We start from the raw sequence: 16,612 nt of genomic DNA, 5'->3' as shown, positions 1-16,612 counted from the left end.
ACGATTATTATGCGCAAAAAACCTACGTTAAGTTTTTGGCAGATTTGGAATATGAGTTTTGGTTTTCTGGGGATACAGTTTGGGTTTGCCCTGCAGAATGCCAATGTAAGCCGTATTTTCGAAACGCTTGGGGCCAATGTTGAAGACATCCCGATTTTGTGGATTGCCGCACCGGTTACCGGATTAATTGTTCAGCCGATTATCGGGCACATGAGCGATAAAACCTGGAACCGCCTCGGACGAAGACGGCCTTACTTTTTGTTCGGAGCCATTTTCGCTTCGCTGGCATTGTTGTTAATGCCTAACTCGCCCGCGTTGTGGGTAGCTGCCGGAACGCTTTGGATAATGGACGCGTCCATTAATGTTTCCATGGAGCCTTTCCGCGCTTTTGTTGGCGATATGCTGCCCAACGAACAACGCACCCAGGGTTTTGCCATGCAAAGCTTTTTTATTGGAACCGGTGCCGTAGTGGGATCGGTGCTTCCGTATGCAATGACCAACTGGCTGAACATTCCGAATACGGCTCCCGAAGGAGTTATTCCTCCATCGGTGCGCTGGTCGTTTTATATTGGAGGTGTCGTTTTCTTTCTGGCCATTCTCTGGACTATTTTTTCAACCAAAGAATACCCGCCCGAAGACCTGAAAGCCTTTGAAGAAAACGAAAGACAAACAACCAACAAAGATGAGGTGCTTAATGAAGCGGAAGTGGCAAGCAGCCGCTTTGCTAAAGTTGGTGGAGTTATGGGGCTGCTGGGTTTGCTGATAGTAGTAGTTACAAAACTAATGGAGCTGGAAAAAGAGTTGTACATTCTCGGAGGTATTCTTTTCCTGTTCTTTTTACTGATGATGATGGCAGCTTTGCTAAAATCGCAGAAGAAGGACAAGAATGCGCTGGTGGAGATTTTCAGCGATTTATTGCGTATGCCCCTTACCATGAAACAACTGGCATTGGTGCAGTTTTTTACCTGGGTGGGTTTATTCGCTTTGTGGATTTATGCCACCGCAGGAATTACCAGCCACGTGTACGGAACTTCGGATACCACCACAAAATTGTACAACGACGGTGCCGACTGGGTGACCATTCTTTTTGGGGTTTATAACGGTGTGGCTGCGCTAATGGCATTTGCTTTGCCTGTAATAGCAAAGTACACCAACCGTAAAATTACGCACTTCATTAGTTTGGTAATTGGTGGTGTGAGCCTGGCTTCCATCTACCTGTTTAACGATCCAAACTGGCTGATTGTGCCCATGATTGGTGTTGGCATTGCCTGGGCAAGTATTCTATCTATGCCCTATGCCATTCTTACTGGCTCGTTGCCATCGAATAAAATGGGAATTTACATGGGGATTTTCAACTTCTTTATTGTAATACCGCAAATTCTGGCGGCAACCATTTTGGGTTTCATGGTAAAAGATCTGTTTGGAGGAGAGTCGATTTTAGCACTCGTTTTTGGAGGAGTATCAATGGTAATAGCTGCCGTGTTGGTACTTTTTGTAAAAGACGTTGCAACTGAAAATTAAAAAATTAAAAACACTGAGATGAAGAATTATATCATTCATCACGACTGGAAAATAGTTGAAGAGGGTTTTGTTCCTGAGCATAACCGGATTTCCGAAAGTATCTTTAGTATCGGAAACGGAAAAATGGGCCAGCGCGCCAATTTCGAGGAAAAATATTCGGGCGACACGCTGAACGGAACATACGTTGCCGGTATTTATTACCCCGACAAAACCCGCGTGGGATGGTGGAAAAACGGCTATCCGGAGTATTTTGCCAAAATCATCAACTCAACCAACTGGATTGGAATTGGAGTTGCCATTAATGGTGAAGAACTCGATCTGGCAAAGGCAAAAGTACTTTCGTTTAAACGCGAGCTCGACATGCAACACGGTTTGTTAACGCGTTGTTTTGTTGCCGAGTTGCAAAATGGTAACCAGGTTGAGGTTTGTTCGCACCGCTTTGTAAGCACTGTTGCCACAGAAATTGGTGCAATTCGCTACACGGTAAAAGCGCTTAATTTTGATGGCGAGCTAAAAGTGACGCCTTATCTCGATGGCGATGTGGAGAACGAAGACTCGAATTACGACGAGAAATTTTGGGTAGAAGTTGCCCGTGCCGTTGGCGGACCCGAAGGTTACCTCACAGTTGAAACGCTAAAAACCGGGTTTCAGTTAAGTACCGGAATGTGGTTTCAGCTGCTAAAAAACGGAAATAAAGTTGAAACAGATATCACGAACGGGGAAAGGGAGAAATATATCGAGGCATCTCAAAGTGTTTCGGTAGAGAAGGGCGATGAAATTGTTGTGGAGAAATTCTCTTCAACTGTTTCTTCCCTTGATTATGAAAAAGAAGCCCTTCCTGAAAAGGCAAAAGAAGCTGTGGATTTGGCTGTTGAGGCTGGTTTCGATGCCCTGTTCGAAAGTCATAAAAACCGCTGGCTGCAAAAATGGGCAACCAGCGATATAAAAATTGAAGGCGATGTTGCTGCTCAGCAGGGAATTCGCTTTAATATTTTTCAGCTCAATCAAACCTATTCGGGCGAAGATGAGCGGCTGAATATCGGGCCAAAAGGATTTACCGGCGAAAAATATGGCGGCGTAACGTATTGGGATACCGAGGCGTATTGTTTGCCTTTTTATTTGAGTACAGCGCCACAAAAAGTTGCGCGGAACCTGTTGGTTTACCGTCGTAAACACCTGGAAAAAGCCATTGAAAATGCCGAAAAACTGGGCTTTAAAAATGGTGCGGCCTTGTACCCAATGGTTACCATTAACGGCGAAGAATGCCACAACGAATGGGAAATTACTTTTGAAGAGGTTCACCGAAATGGCGCCATTGCCTATGCTATTTACGACTATATAAATTACACCGGCGATAAAGAATACCTTGCTCCGATGGGTTTTGAGGTGTTGCTGGGTATTAGTCGTTTTTGGAGCCAACGCGTAAACTGGTCGGTTGACAAAGAAAAGTATGTAATGCTGGGCGTTACCGGGCCAAACGAATACGAAAATAACGTAAACAATAATTTCCATACCAGCTACCTGGCAGTGTGGACATTAAAATATACGCTTGAAGCTATTGATTACTTGAAAAAGGAATTCCCGTTCCTGTTCGAGGAAATGGTGAAAAAGTGGAAATTCAACGAGTTGAACGAAACCGCGCGTTGGAAGGATATCATCGATAAAATGTATTTCGCGAGAGATGAGAAGCGCGATATTTACCTGCAACAGGACGGTTTTTTGGATAAGGATTTGACTCCGGTGGCTGAACTACCGGCAGAGGATTTACCCATTAACCAAAACTGGTCGTGGGACCGTATATTGCGCGCTCCATATATTAAACAGGCCGATACTTTGCAGAGTTTGTACCTATTTCAGGAGAACTTTACCACCGAAGAACTCAAACGACATTTCGATTTTTACGAGCCTTTGACTGTTCATGAATCGTCGTTGTCGCCATGTGTTCACTCTATTCTGGCAGCAAAAATTGGTTACCAGGATAAAGCATACGAAATGTATTTACGCACTTCTCGCCTGGATTTGGATGATTACAATAACGACACTGAAGACGGTTTGCACATTACAAGTATGGGCGGAACGTGGATGTCGTTTGTAATGGCATTTGGTGGAATGCGTGTAGTAAATAACAAACTCACTTTTAATCCGTTCCTGCCTGAATCGTGGAAATCTTACGGATTCCGCATTGATTTTGGAGGTGCCCACCTGGAGGTGAAAAAGCAGCGGGAGTTGTTCTTAATCATCAATCATTCAGCTGTTGATGTTGCCGCAACAGTTTGGGGAACCGAACACAAAATTGCCGGAAACTCAACCCTTGAAATTAAAAAGTAAAAGTATACGATATTTAGCCTATTGTCTGTCGACATTTCCCCTCGCGAGGGGAAACAGTTTTAAGCAAAATTGGAGCTTTGAAACAACCGTGAAAATTTGGTTGATGTTTGTTCCCCTTTTTAGGGGAACTCCCGACAGGGTAAGGGGTAAAGGAAATGTAAAATATTAAAACCAATTCATAATGAAGAAACTAATCACTTTGTTTATCATCCTGCTTACATTGAATGTTGTGGGGCAGGAAGTGGCGCGAGTTGAGCCGCCAAACTGGTGGGCCGGAATGAAAAATCCTGATTTGCAATTATTGATTTATGGGAAGGATATTTCAAAAACCGATGTGGTGATCGATTATCCGGGAGTTACTCTGGAAGCCACAACAAAAGTGGAAAATCCGAACTACCTGTTTATCGATCTGAAACTGGCAGAAGATGTAAAAGCCGGTGAATTTGAAATTCAATTTAAACAAGGCGACAAAATTGTAGATAGCTACACCTACGAATTATGGAGCCGCGAACAGGGATCGGCAAAACGCGAAGGATTTAATTCATCAGACGTAATTTACCTGATTACTCCCGACCGTTTTGTGAATGGCGATACCAGCAACGACGAGGTGGAAGGAATGAAAGAAGGCCTTGATCGCGATTATAATTACGGCCGCCACGGTGGCGATATCCGCGGAATTATCAATTCGCTGGATTACCTGCAAGACATGGGATTTACAGCTGTTTGGTTAAATCCTGTGCTGGAAAACGATATGCCCGAATCGTCGTACCACGGATATGCCTGTACCGATTTTTACCAGGTTGACCGGCGTTATGGCTCGAACGAAGAATACCGCGAGTTAAACGAAGAACTCGATAAACGCGGCATGAAACTGATTATGGACCTGATTTTTAACCACTGTGGATCGGAACACTGGTGGATGCACGATATGCCCATGAGCGACTGGATAAATAATTATCCTGATATGAAAATCACCAATCACAGGCGTACAGTTAACCAGGATCCGCATGTGTCGGAAGCTGACCGGAAAGCAATGGTTGACGGCTGGTTTGTAAGCGCTATGCCCGATATGAACCAGAAAAATCCATATCTGGCTAAATACCTTATTCAAAACAGCATTTGGTGGACAGAGTATGTGGGTCTGGAAGGAATTCGCCAGGACACCTGGCCTTATCCCGACAAGAATATGATGAGCGACTGGACCAAAGAATTGCTGGTTGAGTATCCGAACTTTAATATTGTTGGCGAAGAATGGAGTTTAAATCCGGCCATTGTTTCGTACTGGCAAAAAGGAAAATACAATGCCGACGGATATAAAAATTATGCGCCAAGTATGATGGATTTTCCCTTGCAAAATGCAGTTGCCGAAGCGCTGAAAAATGAGGAGAGCTGGGATGGCGGATTGATGCAAATTTACGAAATGCTATCGAACGATTTTCAGTATCCCGCTACCGAAAACCTGACTATTTTCCCGGATAACCACGATATGTCGCGCTTTTATGTGCAGGTTGGCGAAGATGTTGATCTGCTGAAAATGGGTGTGACCTTCTTTTTAACCACCCGCGGAATTCCACAAATTTACTACGGTACCGAAATTCTGATGCGTCACGATGGAAGCGAACACGGCGATATTCGTGCCGATTATCCCGGCGGTTGGGAAGGCGACAAAGTAAATGCTTTCACCGGCGAAGGAATGAGCGATGCTGCAAAAGATATGCAGCAGTACATTTCTAAAATCCAGAACTGGCGTAAAAGTGCCGATGTAATTCACCACGGAAAATTAATGCACTTTGTTCCGGAAGATGGAACTTACACCTATTTCCGTTACAACAAAGATGAGGCGGTGATGGTCATTCTGAATAAAAACACCGAAGCAAAAACCATAAAAACCGATCGTTTTAACGAAGTAATCGATGGTTATAAGTCGGGCAAAGAAATTATTTCAGGAAACACAATTCCGGATATCTCTGAAGTTATCGTTCCTGCAAAATCAGCAGTTATTGTTGAGTTGAATAAATAAGAAATTTGAACACTGAGAACGCAGATTGAACAGATTCGCTCTGATCATATCTGCGTTTCTCGATTAAATCCGTGTAATCTGCGTTCTACTATTATGAAAAAACTAACATCCATCCTTTTAATTCTGGCACTTTTTGCCTGCCAGCCCACGCAAAAACAAAAGCATGCACAACCAGATTCGCCGGAAGGAAAATATGTGGTTTACCAGGTGTTTACCCGTTTGTTCGGGAATACCAACACCACCAACAAACCGTGGGGAACGATTGAAGAGAACGGAGTGGGAAAGTTCAATGATTTTACCGACCGGGCTTTGGAGGAAATTAAATCGATGGGCGTTACACACATCTGGTACACGGGTGTTCCGCATCATGATGTAATAACGGATTATACTGCCTATGGCATTTCAAACGACGACCCCGATGTGGTAAAAGGCCGCGCCGGCTCGCCATATGCGGTGAAAGATTATTACAATGTAAATCCCGATCTGGCAGTTGATCCGGCAAACCGATTGGCCGAATTTGAAGCCTTAATCGAACGAACGCATAAACACGGCATGAAAGTAATCATCGATATCGTTCCCAACCATGTTGCCCGCAATTACCAGTCGGTTTCGAAACCTGAAGGTGTTTCCGATTTTGGCGAAAACGACGACACTTCGGTGGAGTATAAACGCGATAATAACTTCTATTACATCCCCGGCGAGGCATTTCAGGTGCCGGAATTTTTGAATGGTTACCTGCCTTTGGGAGGCGATGCACATCCGCTGGCTGATGGAAAGTTTGATGAAAATCCGGCAAAATGGACCGGTAATGGCGCACGCTTAGCACAGCCCGGATTTTACGACTGGTACGAAACGGTAAAAGTAAATTACGGTGTAAAACCCGATGGAACATACGATTTTGATCTGCTTCCTGAAGATTTTGAAAGGGAAGATTATAGAGCTCATTACGAGTTCTGGCAGGATAAAGATGTGCCGGATTCGTGGACAAAATTCAAAGATATTGCCATTTACTGGTTAGATAAAGGCGTGGATGGTTTCCGATACGATATGGCCGAAATGGTTCCGGTGGAATTCTGGAGTTACATGAACTCGGCCCTGAAAATGAAAAAACCTGAGGCTTTTCTGTTGGCTGAAGTTTATAATCCAGCACTTTACCGCGATTATATCCGCAAAGGGAAAATGGATTACCTGTACGACAAAGTGGAGCTGTACGACACGCTAAAACACATTATGCAGGGGCACGGAAGCACCGATAATATTCCGGCGATTTACGATGGCTTGCAAGATATTGAACACCATATGTTGCACTTTCTTGAAAACCACGACGAGCAGCGTATTGCCAGTGATGGTTTTGCCGGAAGTGCCGAAAAAGGCAAACCTGCAATGGTGGTTTCAACTTGTTTGAGCACTTCGCCAACCATGATTTATTTTGGACAAAATGTTGGTGAACCCGGCGATGGCGATATGGGTTTTGGCGATGAAACACGAACTTCGATATTTGATTACTGCGGTGTGCCCGCCCATCAACGATGGATGAACAATGGAAAATTTGATGGTGGACAATCAACACCGGAAGAGAAAGCTTTGAACGAATTCTATAAAACGCTATTAAGTTTTTCTGCCCAATCTTCAGCTTTAATGGGCGAGTACAAAGAAATTCATTCGTACAATCGCCAAAATACTGAAGGATACACCGACAAAGTATTTTCGTTTGTGCGTTGGAAAGGCGATGACCGTTTGCTGGTGGTGAGTAACTTCGGGGAAGTACCGCACAAGTTTCAATTAAAACTGGATGAACAAACGCTGAAGTCCATGCATTTAACTGATGGTTGGTATAAACTAACCGACCAATTGACAAATGAAAAGGAATTGGTACTGGAGGTGAAAAATGGAAAGGGAAAGGTTGAACTGGCATTAGCAGGCCTGGAATCATTCATTTTGAAAATGGATGTGCTCGTTGATATTGTTGAATAACACGGCAAAAATCTGCGGCTATCCGCGTAATCTGCGAGAAATTTCTCTGCAATATCAATTTATCCTTATTAACGCGCTTAGCGCATAAAACGTAAAGTGAGAAGCAAGGAAAATTCTGCAGGTATTCGCGTAATCTGCGAGAAAAACTTTTCGATCAAAATAAAAAACATCACAACTCGGTAAACCTTTTTAACCAACAGGTGTTTTACTGTTACAAATCTTTTTTCATAAAGGTTTACATACCATAAAAGATGGTTTGGTTTTTGGTTTAGTTTAGGTTTAGGTTGATTGAGAAAGGGCTGGTTATTGAACCGGCCTTTCGTTTTTTATAAACGTTTATTCACCCGGTGACTTTTGAGTCAACGGATGAACTGAAAGGCGTTGCGTTTCACCGGATGGCTTCGGTCCACCCGGTGAATCGTATTTTATAATATTTTTTGTAACTTGAGGCTAAGTTGATTATCCATGCAATTCGAAGAAAACAATATCTATCATATTTATAATCGAGGGAACAATTCTTAAAAGATATTTTTCAATCATCAGAATTATCTTTTCTTTTTAAAAAAGATTCGAGCACACATTTTGCCTCATGCAGATGTTCTGGCATGGTGTTTAATGCCAAACCATTTTCATTTAATGGTTTACCTGAATAGTTTCGAAATTGAAGTGGAAAATAGTAATGGGGAAAGTAAGGATAAATATGGGGTAAAATGGGGTACCTGTGTTAACAAACGAAGAGATTTTTACAAATCAATCGCTGTTTTGTTGCGTTCGTATACCAGGGCAATAAATAATCAGGAAAATAGAACAGGATCGTTATTTCAAATGAAAACGAAAGCTAAATGTTTAACTGATAATTCTGAAATAACACCGGCATGGTTTCAAAGTAACTTTGGAACTATAGTTAATATTGAAGATCCGGAGAGAAGCTATCCACAAGTGTGTTTTAATTATATTCATTTAAATCCGGTGTCGGGAAAATTAGTTGAAAATCAAGAAGACTGGGAGTTTTCATCCTGCCGTGATTTTTCAGGCTTACGAAATGGAACCTTAGTATGTGAAAGTAGAGTAGAAGAATTTGGATTGAAGCTGATGTAATATTTATCCGGTGAATAGGACTTCTAACCAGGTTCACCGGATGGCTTTGGTCCGCCCGGTGAATCGTATTTTAGGAAGTAATAATATTCACCCGGTGACATTGAGTCAACGGGTGAAGAGGAAGGCGTTGCGTTTTACCCGATGGTTTCAGTCTTGGTCAATCTGAAAAATAAGCAGTTTCACCGGATGGCTTCGGTCCACCCGGTGAATCGTATTGTGGGAAGTAAATAATAATATTCACCCGGTGACTTTTGAGTCAACGGGTGAATGCGTAAAAAAGGTTATTCTAATTTTCTGTTATTTAAACTCTACAGGAAGCATGTATTTTACAGGAACAGCTTTGCCTCGCTGTTTGCCAGGTACCCAATCAGGCATTTCGCTGGCAATGGTGTAAGCTCCTTTTGCTGCAGCGTCGTTGTCTTGCTCAACAATTTTAATATCGCTCACTTCGCCTTTGGCATTTACCGTAAACAACACTTTAGCTTTTCCTTTTATATTTTTAGCAGAAGCCAATTTGTTTTGCATCTTGTAAACAAAGTTGTTCAAGGCCTCTGATCCTCCCGGATAATTTGGCATATCTTCAACAATGTAAAACATTTCATCGTTAGACGGTGGCGGAGGTGGTGGCGGAGGTGGAGCCATCTTGTCATTATCGTTTACAGCAAGTAGTTCAGTGGCAAGTCCAATTCCAATTATTTCATCCTCCATTTTGTAGGTGCGTTTGTACACTTCACCATCTTTGCCCGACAGAATTCCCATGTAATCGTCGATAATGGTTTTTTTGCCCACAAAGGAAAGTACGATTGCGGTCTTTTCAGGGACTTCGAGCGTGAACCTGCCTTGCAAGTCGCTAACACATCCTGTGGTCCCACCTTTAACAACCACGGAAGTGCCGGGTAAAGGTTCGTCGTTTTCATCAACAACCAAACCAGAAATTTTCAGTGTTTTTGTGGCTGAAGTTTCCTGATCGGCTATTTCCGTCTCATTTAGCTCCTGCATCCGGTAGTTTGGCTCGGCAAAAGCGAACAACAACAGCGCAAGCGCGGGCAGTGCCCAGGTAAATCGTATCAGCCGGTGGGCCGATGTTTTCTTTTTCGTCATCATTTTTAATCGATTTGTGCTAAGGGCAAAATTCAGGTTATTGGTGATACCAATAATTTGCATGCCCATCAGCTGGTTTACTAATAAAGCCTGGTAGCGGCCCACAGTGTGTCCCTGCGCAAGAACACCTTTGTCGGCCAGGTACTCATGGTTTTGTTTAATTGCTCGTTCAAACATCCAAATAAATGGGTTGAACCAAAAGATGACTGTTAACAGTTCTATAAAAAGCAGGTCGAACCAGTGATGCTCACGAATGTGCACTTTTTCGTGCGCCAGAATTTCCGGCAGGTCGTCCTGAGTATGAAATTTCGGATTGATAAAAACAATATTAAAGAATGAGAAGGGGAGTCCGTATTTTTCGTTTTCTACCACGCGCATGCCGTTTAAAGATGTAACGCGGTATTTTATCATTAAATGAATAAGAACAGCAGTTTGGGTAAGCAAACGAAGCAGGAAAATAGCCGCTCCAGTGAGGTAAATCAGCAGAATGGCCTGTTGCCAGCCAAAGGTTGTAGCGCTTTCTTCGGCTCCTTTAAATACGGGAATATTTTTGAACGTATCGGCAATGGTATGAGCGCCGGTTTTTGCACCTTCGCTGGCTTCGATTAAAACTTCGTAGCGAACCGGAACCAGTGGAAGCAGGATGGCCAAAAGCAAGGAGCCTACCAGAAACCAGCGGTTGGCTGCATGAAATGTTTCGTTACGAAGAAACAACCAGTACACCAGGTAGAAAAGAACAATTCCTCCGGATGCGTTTACTAAATAGAACAGCGAAGTTTCCATGGTTAGTCTTTCTTTTCTTTGTTTAATTCGTTTTCTGTCAGCTTTAACATTTCTTCCAGCTCTTCTATTCCCAGGTTGTTCTCTTTGGCAAAAAAGGTAGCCATTTTCGGGAATGAGCCATTGAAGTAGTTTTTCAATAACGACGAAAACTGCACTTTTGTGTAATCCGTTTTACTAACTGCAGGCGAAAAAAGATTCGTATTGCCAATTTTTTTGTGGGTAACAAATCCCTTTTTCTCCAGCACATTTAAAACGGTTGCTACGGTAGTGTAGGCGGGCTTGTCATCGCCAAATTCGTCAACTACCTGCTTAACAACTCCCTCTTTTAAACTCCAGAGAATGTGCATTACCTGTTCTTCTGCTTTTGTCAATGTTTTCATTTTGTTATTGATTCTGGATATTGGATTCTTGATACTGGGTCCCGAAACCAACGAATAGTATTTTTAGTGTTTTTTAATTTGTCTACTACAAATGTAGTACTAAAAAACTAGAAATAAAACTATTTTAATAGAAAAGCTACTATAAAAATAGTAAGTATAAAAAAGGCACAAAAAAACCGCCTGAAAAACAAGCGGTTGTATTGGTTTCTATTTTTAGTCCTCGAAGATGAATTCCTCCGAAGCAATTGCAATGGTCTCTATCTGATAGAAAAAATCAGCATTGGTTGCATTATCTTCAAATATCAATGCCCGAACTTCTATAATATAGGTTTCTCCGCTGGTTAATGATGTTTCCCATGATCCTGTACCTTGTTCAGCAGTAAAACTTTCTGCATCGTCTGCTATAATATAGCTATTAAAAACTGTTTCATGGTCATCATTTAATATCTGAACCACATAATTTTGCGCATCTTCATGGTTGATCCATTCAACATAAACTGATTCGCTACTGGTTGTTACACCCACTGAATCGATTGTAGGGATATCCACATCTGTAAAAACATGATTTTCAGTAGCTGTATATTCTACATCGTTGTTAACTACCAAAAAATCATAATTTTCTGTTTCCGGAGCAGTAGTGGCAAAACCTGCATCTGAAGGTTCAAAAAAGTAGGTGAGTTTTTGCGCATCTGCTGATGAAAGAGTAAGTGTTGAATCGCCGGCAAAGTCAATGCTGGCCGAATCCATTTTCATGTTGGCGTAGGCGTAATAGCTTAGCGCAAATTTTTCTTCTCCATCGATGGACTTTTTAAGGGTAACAACCTCACCAATTACATTAAATGTTTCCGGATCATCATCGTTACATGCCCAAAACCCGGTTACAATAAACGCTAGTAAAACTAATTTGCCAATTTTCTGAATGTTAATCATTTTGTTTTGTTTTAAAATTTAAATTGAATTATTCTGAATTGCTAACTATTCATATATCTCCTGGTAGATGCAATTGGATTAAGAATAGTTGCTTGACAAATTATTTTTTTTGTAATAGTAATGAATTACGGAGATCAGGCTGTAGCTGGGCGCAAAAAAAACCGCCTGAAATTCAGACGGTTTATCTATTGTTTTAGGTTTTTGTTACCAGGTAACTTCACCTTCGGTAACAGCAATTTCCTGAATGTTTTTAACCGCATCTAAACTGGTGGCATCATCTTCATACCTAATTGTGAGGAATTCTATCGTATAAACATTATCGGCTACCGGAGTTTCGTACCATGCGCCTGAAGCTGTGTTTGTACCAATGTCAAAACGAACCATTTGTTTTGGTAAGGCTACGCTAGAAAAGGCTAGGTCTCCACTTTGGTTAATCAATCTGATTTGATAACCGTCTGCAGCGCTATTGGTTTCCCATTGTACACTTAAAATGTTATTATCAATATCAGCCGAAGAAATGGGCGTAAAAGCAATATTGTCAAAATCAAGCAAGTCAGTCGATTCGTGGGTAATATCCTCGTTTATCACTAAAAACTGGTAATTTCCCTCTACCGGAGCAGCAGTGCTATATTCGGCCAAAGTTGGCTCTTTTGCGTATATATTCTGGTTTTCAGAAGCCGGATTCAGAGTGAAATTTGCACCACCGGGAACGGTAACTTCAGCGTGGCTCATTGGCTGGTTGCCCCAGGCCACATATGCGTTGGCGTATTTCACTTCGTCGTTAACGGTACGTTTAATTACATATACATCGCCAATTACCTCGAAAGGCACTGAGTTGTCGTCGTCGTTGCAGGCAAAAAGCCCGGCAACAAGAAAAAGGATCGTTAGTGTTTTTCCAATTTTCATCATTGTGTCCATATTTCTAATTTTTAAAGTTATTCAGCGTTTAAGTATTTGTTTAATGTAGTTTCTTTCGATTTGGTTGTCTCGAAATGCCAATATCGTGATTTTTTTAACAACATCTACTAAATGCATCAGATTGAGTGTATTGGAAAACGTTAAGCTTAGCAATAAATTGCATTTTTGATGATGAGGGGATCAGCTTTTTACTTCATCAATAATCTCACGCAATATATAATCGGCCGTTTCCACATTCGGAACATTTGAAAAACTGAGCGTTAGTTTCCCATTTGTTTCTTTCATCCGACCTTTCGATTTTCCTTTTTGAACGTATTGTACAATTTTGATAAAGTCGCCCGATTGGTAGAACGACGATTTCTGGTCGGCAACAAAGTAGCAGATCATTTTTTTGTTTTTCAGAATGATCCTTTCCATGCTTAAATCGATGGCTTTCCATCGCAGTGGCAAAATGTCGATCAGTTCGCGGCTTTCGCGCGGAAGTTCGCCAAAACGGTCTTGCAGTCCTTTGGTAAAATGGTCCAGTGCTTCCTTGCTTTCAATGTTATCCAGCTCGCGGTACAGCATCATGCGCTCCGAATTTCCCGGAATGTAGTCGCTTGGGAAAAGCAGTTCCATATCGGTGTCGATGGTGCAGTCGTTTACGAATTTTATATTCAGGAAAGCCTGCGATTGCGCCTTGTCTTCTTCGACAAACAAATCTTTAAATTCGTCCTGTTTCAGTTCCTGAATGGCTTCGTTTAAAATGCGGTGATAAGTCTCGAAACCAATGTCGGCAATAAAACCACTTTGTTCGGCACCCAGCATATTTCCGGCACCACGAATATCGAGGTCTTGCATGGCGATGTTAAAACCGCTGCCCAATTCCGAAAACTGCTCGATGGCCTGCAAACGCCGGCGCGCTTCGGCACTAACTGTTGAAAGCGGCGGAGCAATAAGGTAACAGAAGGCTTTTTTGTTCGAGCGGCCAACACGTCCGCGCAACTGGTGCAAATCGCTTAATCCAAAATTTTGCGCGTGGTTAATTATTATGGTGTTGGCGTTTGGTATGTCGAGCCCCGATTCGATAATTGTAGTGGCAATCAGTACATCGAATTTCGCATCAATAAAATCGAGCATTACTTTTTCCAGTTTCGGGCCTTCCATTTGTCCGTGGCCAACGACGGTTTTTACGCCCGGAACAATACGTTTTATTGTATCTTCAACCTCATAAATATTCTGTACCCGGTTATGAATAAAGAAAACCTGTCCGTTTCTGTCCATTTCGTACAGGATGGCTTCTTTTATCATTTGCTCGTTAAAACCGTGCACCTCGGTAACAATGGGGTAGCGGTTGGGTGGCGGCGTTTGTATAATCGACAAATCGCGCGCACCCATTAACGAGAATTGTAAGGTACGCGGAATTGGAGTCGCCGTCAAGGTTAAAGTATCAACATTTACTTTAAACTGCTTCAGTTTTTCTTTTACCGAAACACCAAATTTCTGCTCTTCATCAATAATCAGCAAGCCCAGGTCTTTAAACTTCACATCCTTGCTTACCAAACGATGCGTACCAATAATAATATCGGTTTTTCCGTCGGCAACATCTTTTAATGCAGCTTTTACCTGGGCGGTAGATTTTAGGCGGCTTACGTAATCAATCTTTACCGGAAAATCCTGCAAACGCTCGGTAAATGTTTTAAAATGCTGAAATGCCAGTATGGTTGTCGGCACCAAAACAGCTACCTGTTTGCTGTCGGTAACGGCTTTAAAAGCTGCCCGGATGGCAATTTCTGTTTTACCGAAACCAACATCACCACAAACCAGACGGTCCATCGGCATAATTTTTTCCATGTCCTCTTTTACGGCTGCTGTTGACTTTTCCTGGTCGGGAGTATCTTCGTAAATAAACGATGCTTCCAGTTCGGTTTGCAGGTACGAGTCGCGCGAAAAGGCATAACCTTTTTCAGCACGGCGTTTGGCATACAGGGCAATCAATTCCTTGGCAATGTCCTTCACCTTCGACTTGGTGCGGTTTTTCATTTTTTGCCATGCTCCGGTGCCCAACTTGTTAATTTTGGGCTCGCCACCGTCTTTGCCTTTGTATTTCGAAATGCGGTGCAGCGAATGAATACTTACCAACAGCGAGTCGTTGTCTTTGTAAACCAAACGAATGGCTTCCTGCATTTTTCCGTTTACTTCGGTGCGTGCCAGCCCGGCAAACTTCCCAATTCCGTGATCGATGTGAACCACATAATCACCCGGATGCAGTTTATTTAATTCTTTTAATGAAATGGCCTCGCGTTGCGCTTTCCGGTTTTTTAATTTAAAACGGTGGTAGCGCTCAAAAATCTGGTGGTCGGTGTAAAAACAGGCTTTCAGTTTGTGATCGATAAACCCTTCGTGCAACACAAAATTTACAGGATTGAAGCTTACATTAACTCCTGTATCTTTGAAAATTGTTTGCAGCCGTTCAATCTGTTTTTCCTGGCTGGAAAGGATAAAAAGTTCGTAACCGTTTTTTTGGTGATCCGTAAGGTTCGATCCCAATAGCTCAAAATTTTTGTTGAAAACCGGTTGGATCGAAGTGGCAATTTCTATTTTCTCGTCGGCAGTAAAGGCCAGGTCATTCCCAAAATCAAATATAGTTTTTGCTTTGAGTTGCTTTTCCAATTCGGGCGGCGTTAAAAGCAAATCAGCAATATCTTCCTCTTTGCGGGCGATTATGGTTTGGCGGTGCAGTTCGGCAATACGGTCAACAAATTGGTTGCTATTATTCCCAAACCACAGACAATCTTTCTGCTGAAATTCGATGAATGAAACCCGCTCGCCTTCCACCGAATTGTTTTGAATATTCGGAACAATGGTAATATGATTTAGGCGCTCTTTCGAGAGTTGATTTTCAATATCAAAACTTCGGATAGAGTCAACTTCATCGCCAAAAAAATCGAGGCGAAAGGGATCTTCGTGCGAAAACGAAAAAATATCGACAATACTTCCGCGCACCGAAAACTGGCCGGGCTCATATACAAAATCTACTCGCTCGAAACCGTATTCGTACAAAAACTCGTTAATAAAATCGATGGAGATTTTATCGCCGCTTTTTACCTGCAGCGTATTGTTTTCGAGGCTTTCGTTCGAGATCACTTTTTCGATGATTGCCTCGGGATACGAAATAACAAAGTAGGGCTTTTCGGCAGCCGAAAGCAGGTTTAACACCTCGGTGCGCTGCACAATGTTTTCCTGCTCGGGATTATCGTACTGCACCGATCGTTTGTACGACGACGGTAAAAACAGGGTGTTTTCGGCAAATCCCAGGTTGTTCAGGTCGTCGTAAAAATAGGCTGCTTCTTCGCGGTCGTTAAGCAACACCACACAATTTTTTTGAATTTGCTGAAATACGTTGGCCAGTAAAACGGTTTTGGCAGACCCAATAAGCCCATGCAGGTGAATAAGTTCACCCGGGGGGGCAGCGGCCTTTTTTAGCACTTTGGCTGTTGCGCTATGCCCCTCGAAATATTTTAGAAACGTGCTTGTTTCCAAACGATGAATTTTTGGCAAAGATAATTTTTGCGTCGCA

At 42.4% G+C, this 16,612-nt stretch carries 10 protein-coding genes; 5 read left to right on the top strand and 5 right to left on the bottom strand.

Going from position 1 to position 16,612, the window contains the following annotated elements:
* Positions 1-9: 9 nt before the first annotated feature.
* The 5 genes from BMW53_RS02405 (at position 10) to BMW53_RS02385 (ending at position 8,941) form a co-directional block, all read left to right on the top strand.
* Complete coding sequence (locus tag BMW53_RS02405) at positions 10-1,521, top strand: MFS transporter (protein ID WP_038557480.1); 1,512 nt, start codon at positions 10-12, stop codon at positions 1,519-1,521.
* Positions 1,522-1,539: 18 nt separating this feature from the next.
* On the top strand, positions 1,540-3,849 hold the full coding sequence (locus tag BMW53_RS02400) for a family 65 glycosyl hydrolase domain-containing protein (protein ID WP_038557481.1): 2,310 nt from the start codon (positions 1,540-1,542) through the stop codon (positions 3,847-3,849).
* A 181-nt stretch (positions 3,850-4,030) separates the two neighbouring features.
* Entirely contained in the window at positions 4,031-5,869 is a 1,839-nt protein-coding gene (locus BMW53_RS02395) for a glycoside hydrolase family 13 protein (protein ID WP_038557482.1), read from the top strand.
* Between the two features lie 93 nt (positions 5,870-5,962).
* A complete protein-coding gene (locus tag BMW53_RS02390) occupies positions 5,963-7,843 on the top strand; it encodes an alpha-amylase family protein (RefSeq protein ID WP_038557483.1) in 1,881 nt (626 codons plus the stop codon).
* 636 nt (positions 7,844-8,479) lie between these two features.
* Entirely contained in the window at positions 8,480-8,941 is a 462-nt protein-coding gene (locus tag BMW53_RS02385) for a hypothetical protein (RefSeq protein WP_139178000.1), read from the top strand.
* A 297-nt stretch (positions 8,942-9,238) separates the two neighbouring features.
* Here the strand turns inward: BMW53_RS02385 and BMW53_RS02380 are convergent, their stop codons facing one another.
* From BMW53_RS02380 to mfd, 5 genes are all read right to left on the bottom strand, one after another.
* Positions 9,239-10,825, bottom strand: coding sequence for a M56 family metallopeptidase (locus tag BMW53_RS02380; RefSeq protein ID WP_038557485.1), 1,587 nt, complete (start codon positions 10,823-10,825; stop codon positions 9,239-9,241).
* Positions 10,826-10,827: 2 nt separating this feature from the next.
* Positions 10,828-11,205 (bottom strand): BlaI/MecI/CopY family transcriptional regulator, encoded by a 378-nt coding sequence (locus tag BMW53_RS02375; protein WP_038557486.1) that lies wholly within the window; start codon positions 11,203-11,205, stop codon positions 10,828-10,830.
* Between the two features lie 213 nt (positions 11,206-11,418).
* On the bottom strand, positions 11,419-12,135 hold the full coding sequence (locus tag BMW53_RS02370; RefSeq protein WP_038557487.1) for a hypothetical protein: 717 nt from the start codon (positions 12,133-12,135) through the stop codon (positions 11,419-11,421).
* A 204-nt stretch (positions 12,136-12,339) separates the two neighbouring features.
* On the bottom strand, positions 12,340-13,044 hold the full coding sequence (locus BMW53_RS02365; RefSeq protein ID WP_038557488.1) for a hypothetical protein: 705 nt from the start codon (positions 13,042-13,044) through the stop codon (positions 12,340-12,342).
* A 189-nt stretch (positions 13,045-13,233) separates the two neighbouring features.
* Positions 13,234-16,575: a transcription-repair coupling factor gene (mfd, locus tag BMW53_RS02360; RefSeq protein ID WP_038564317.1), complete on the bottom strand. Its 3,342-nt coding sequence runs from the start codon at positions 16,573-16,575 to the stop codon at positions 13,234-13,236.
* Positions 16,576-16,612: the final 37 nt, after the last annotated feature.

It is taken from the genome of Draconibacterium orientale (assembly GCF_900111425.1).
Taxonomy (GTDB): domain Bacteria; phylum Bacteroidota; class Bacteroidia; order Bacteroidales; family Prolixibacteraceae; genus Draconibacterium; species Draconibacterium orientale.
The sequence above is the reverse complement of the archived record's forward strand: the minus strand, read 5'-3'. Positions and strand labels throughout refer to the sequence as shown.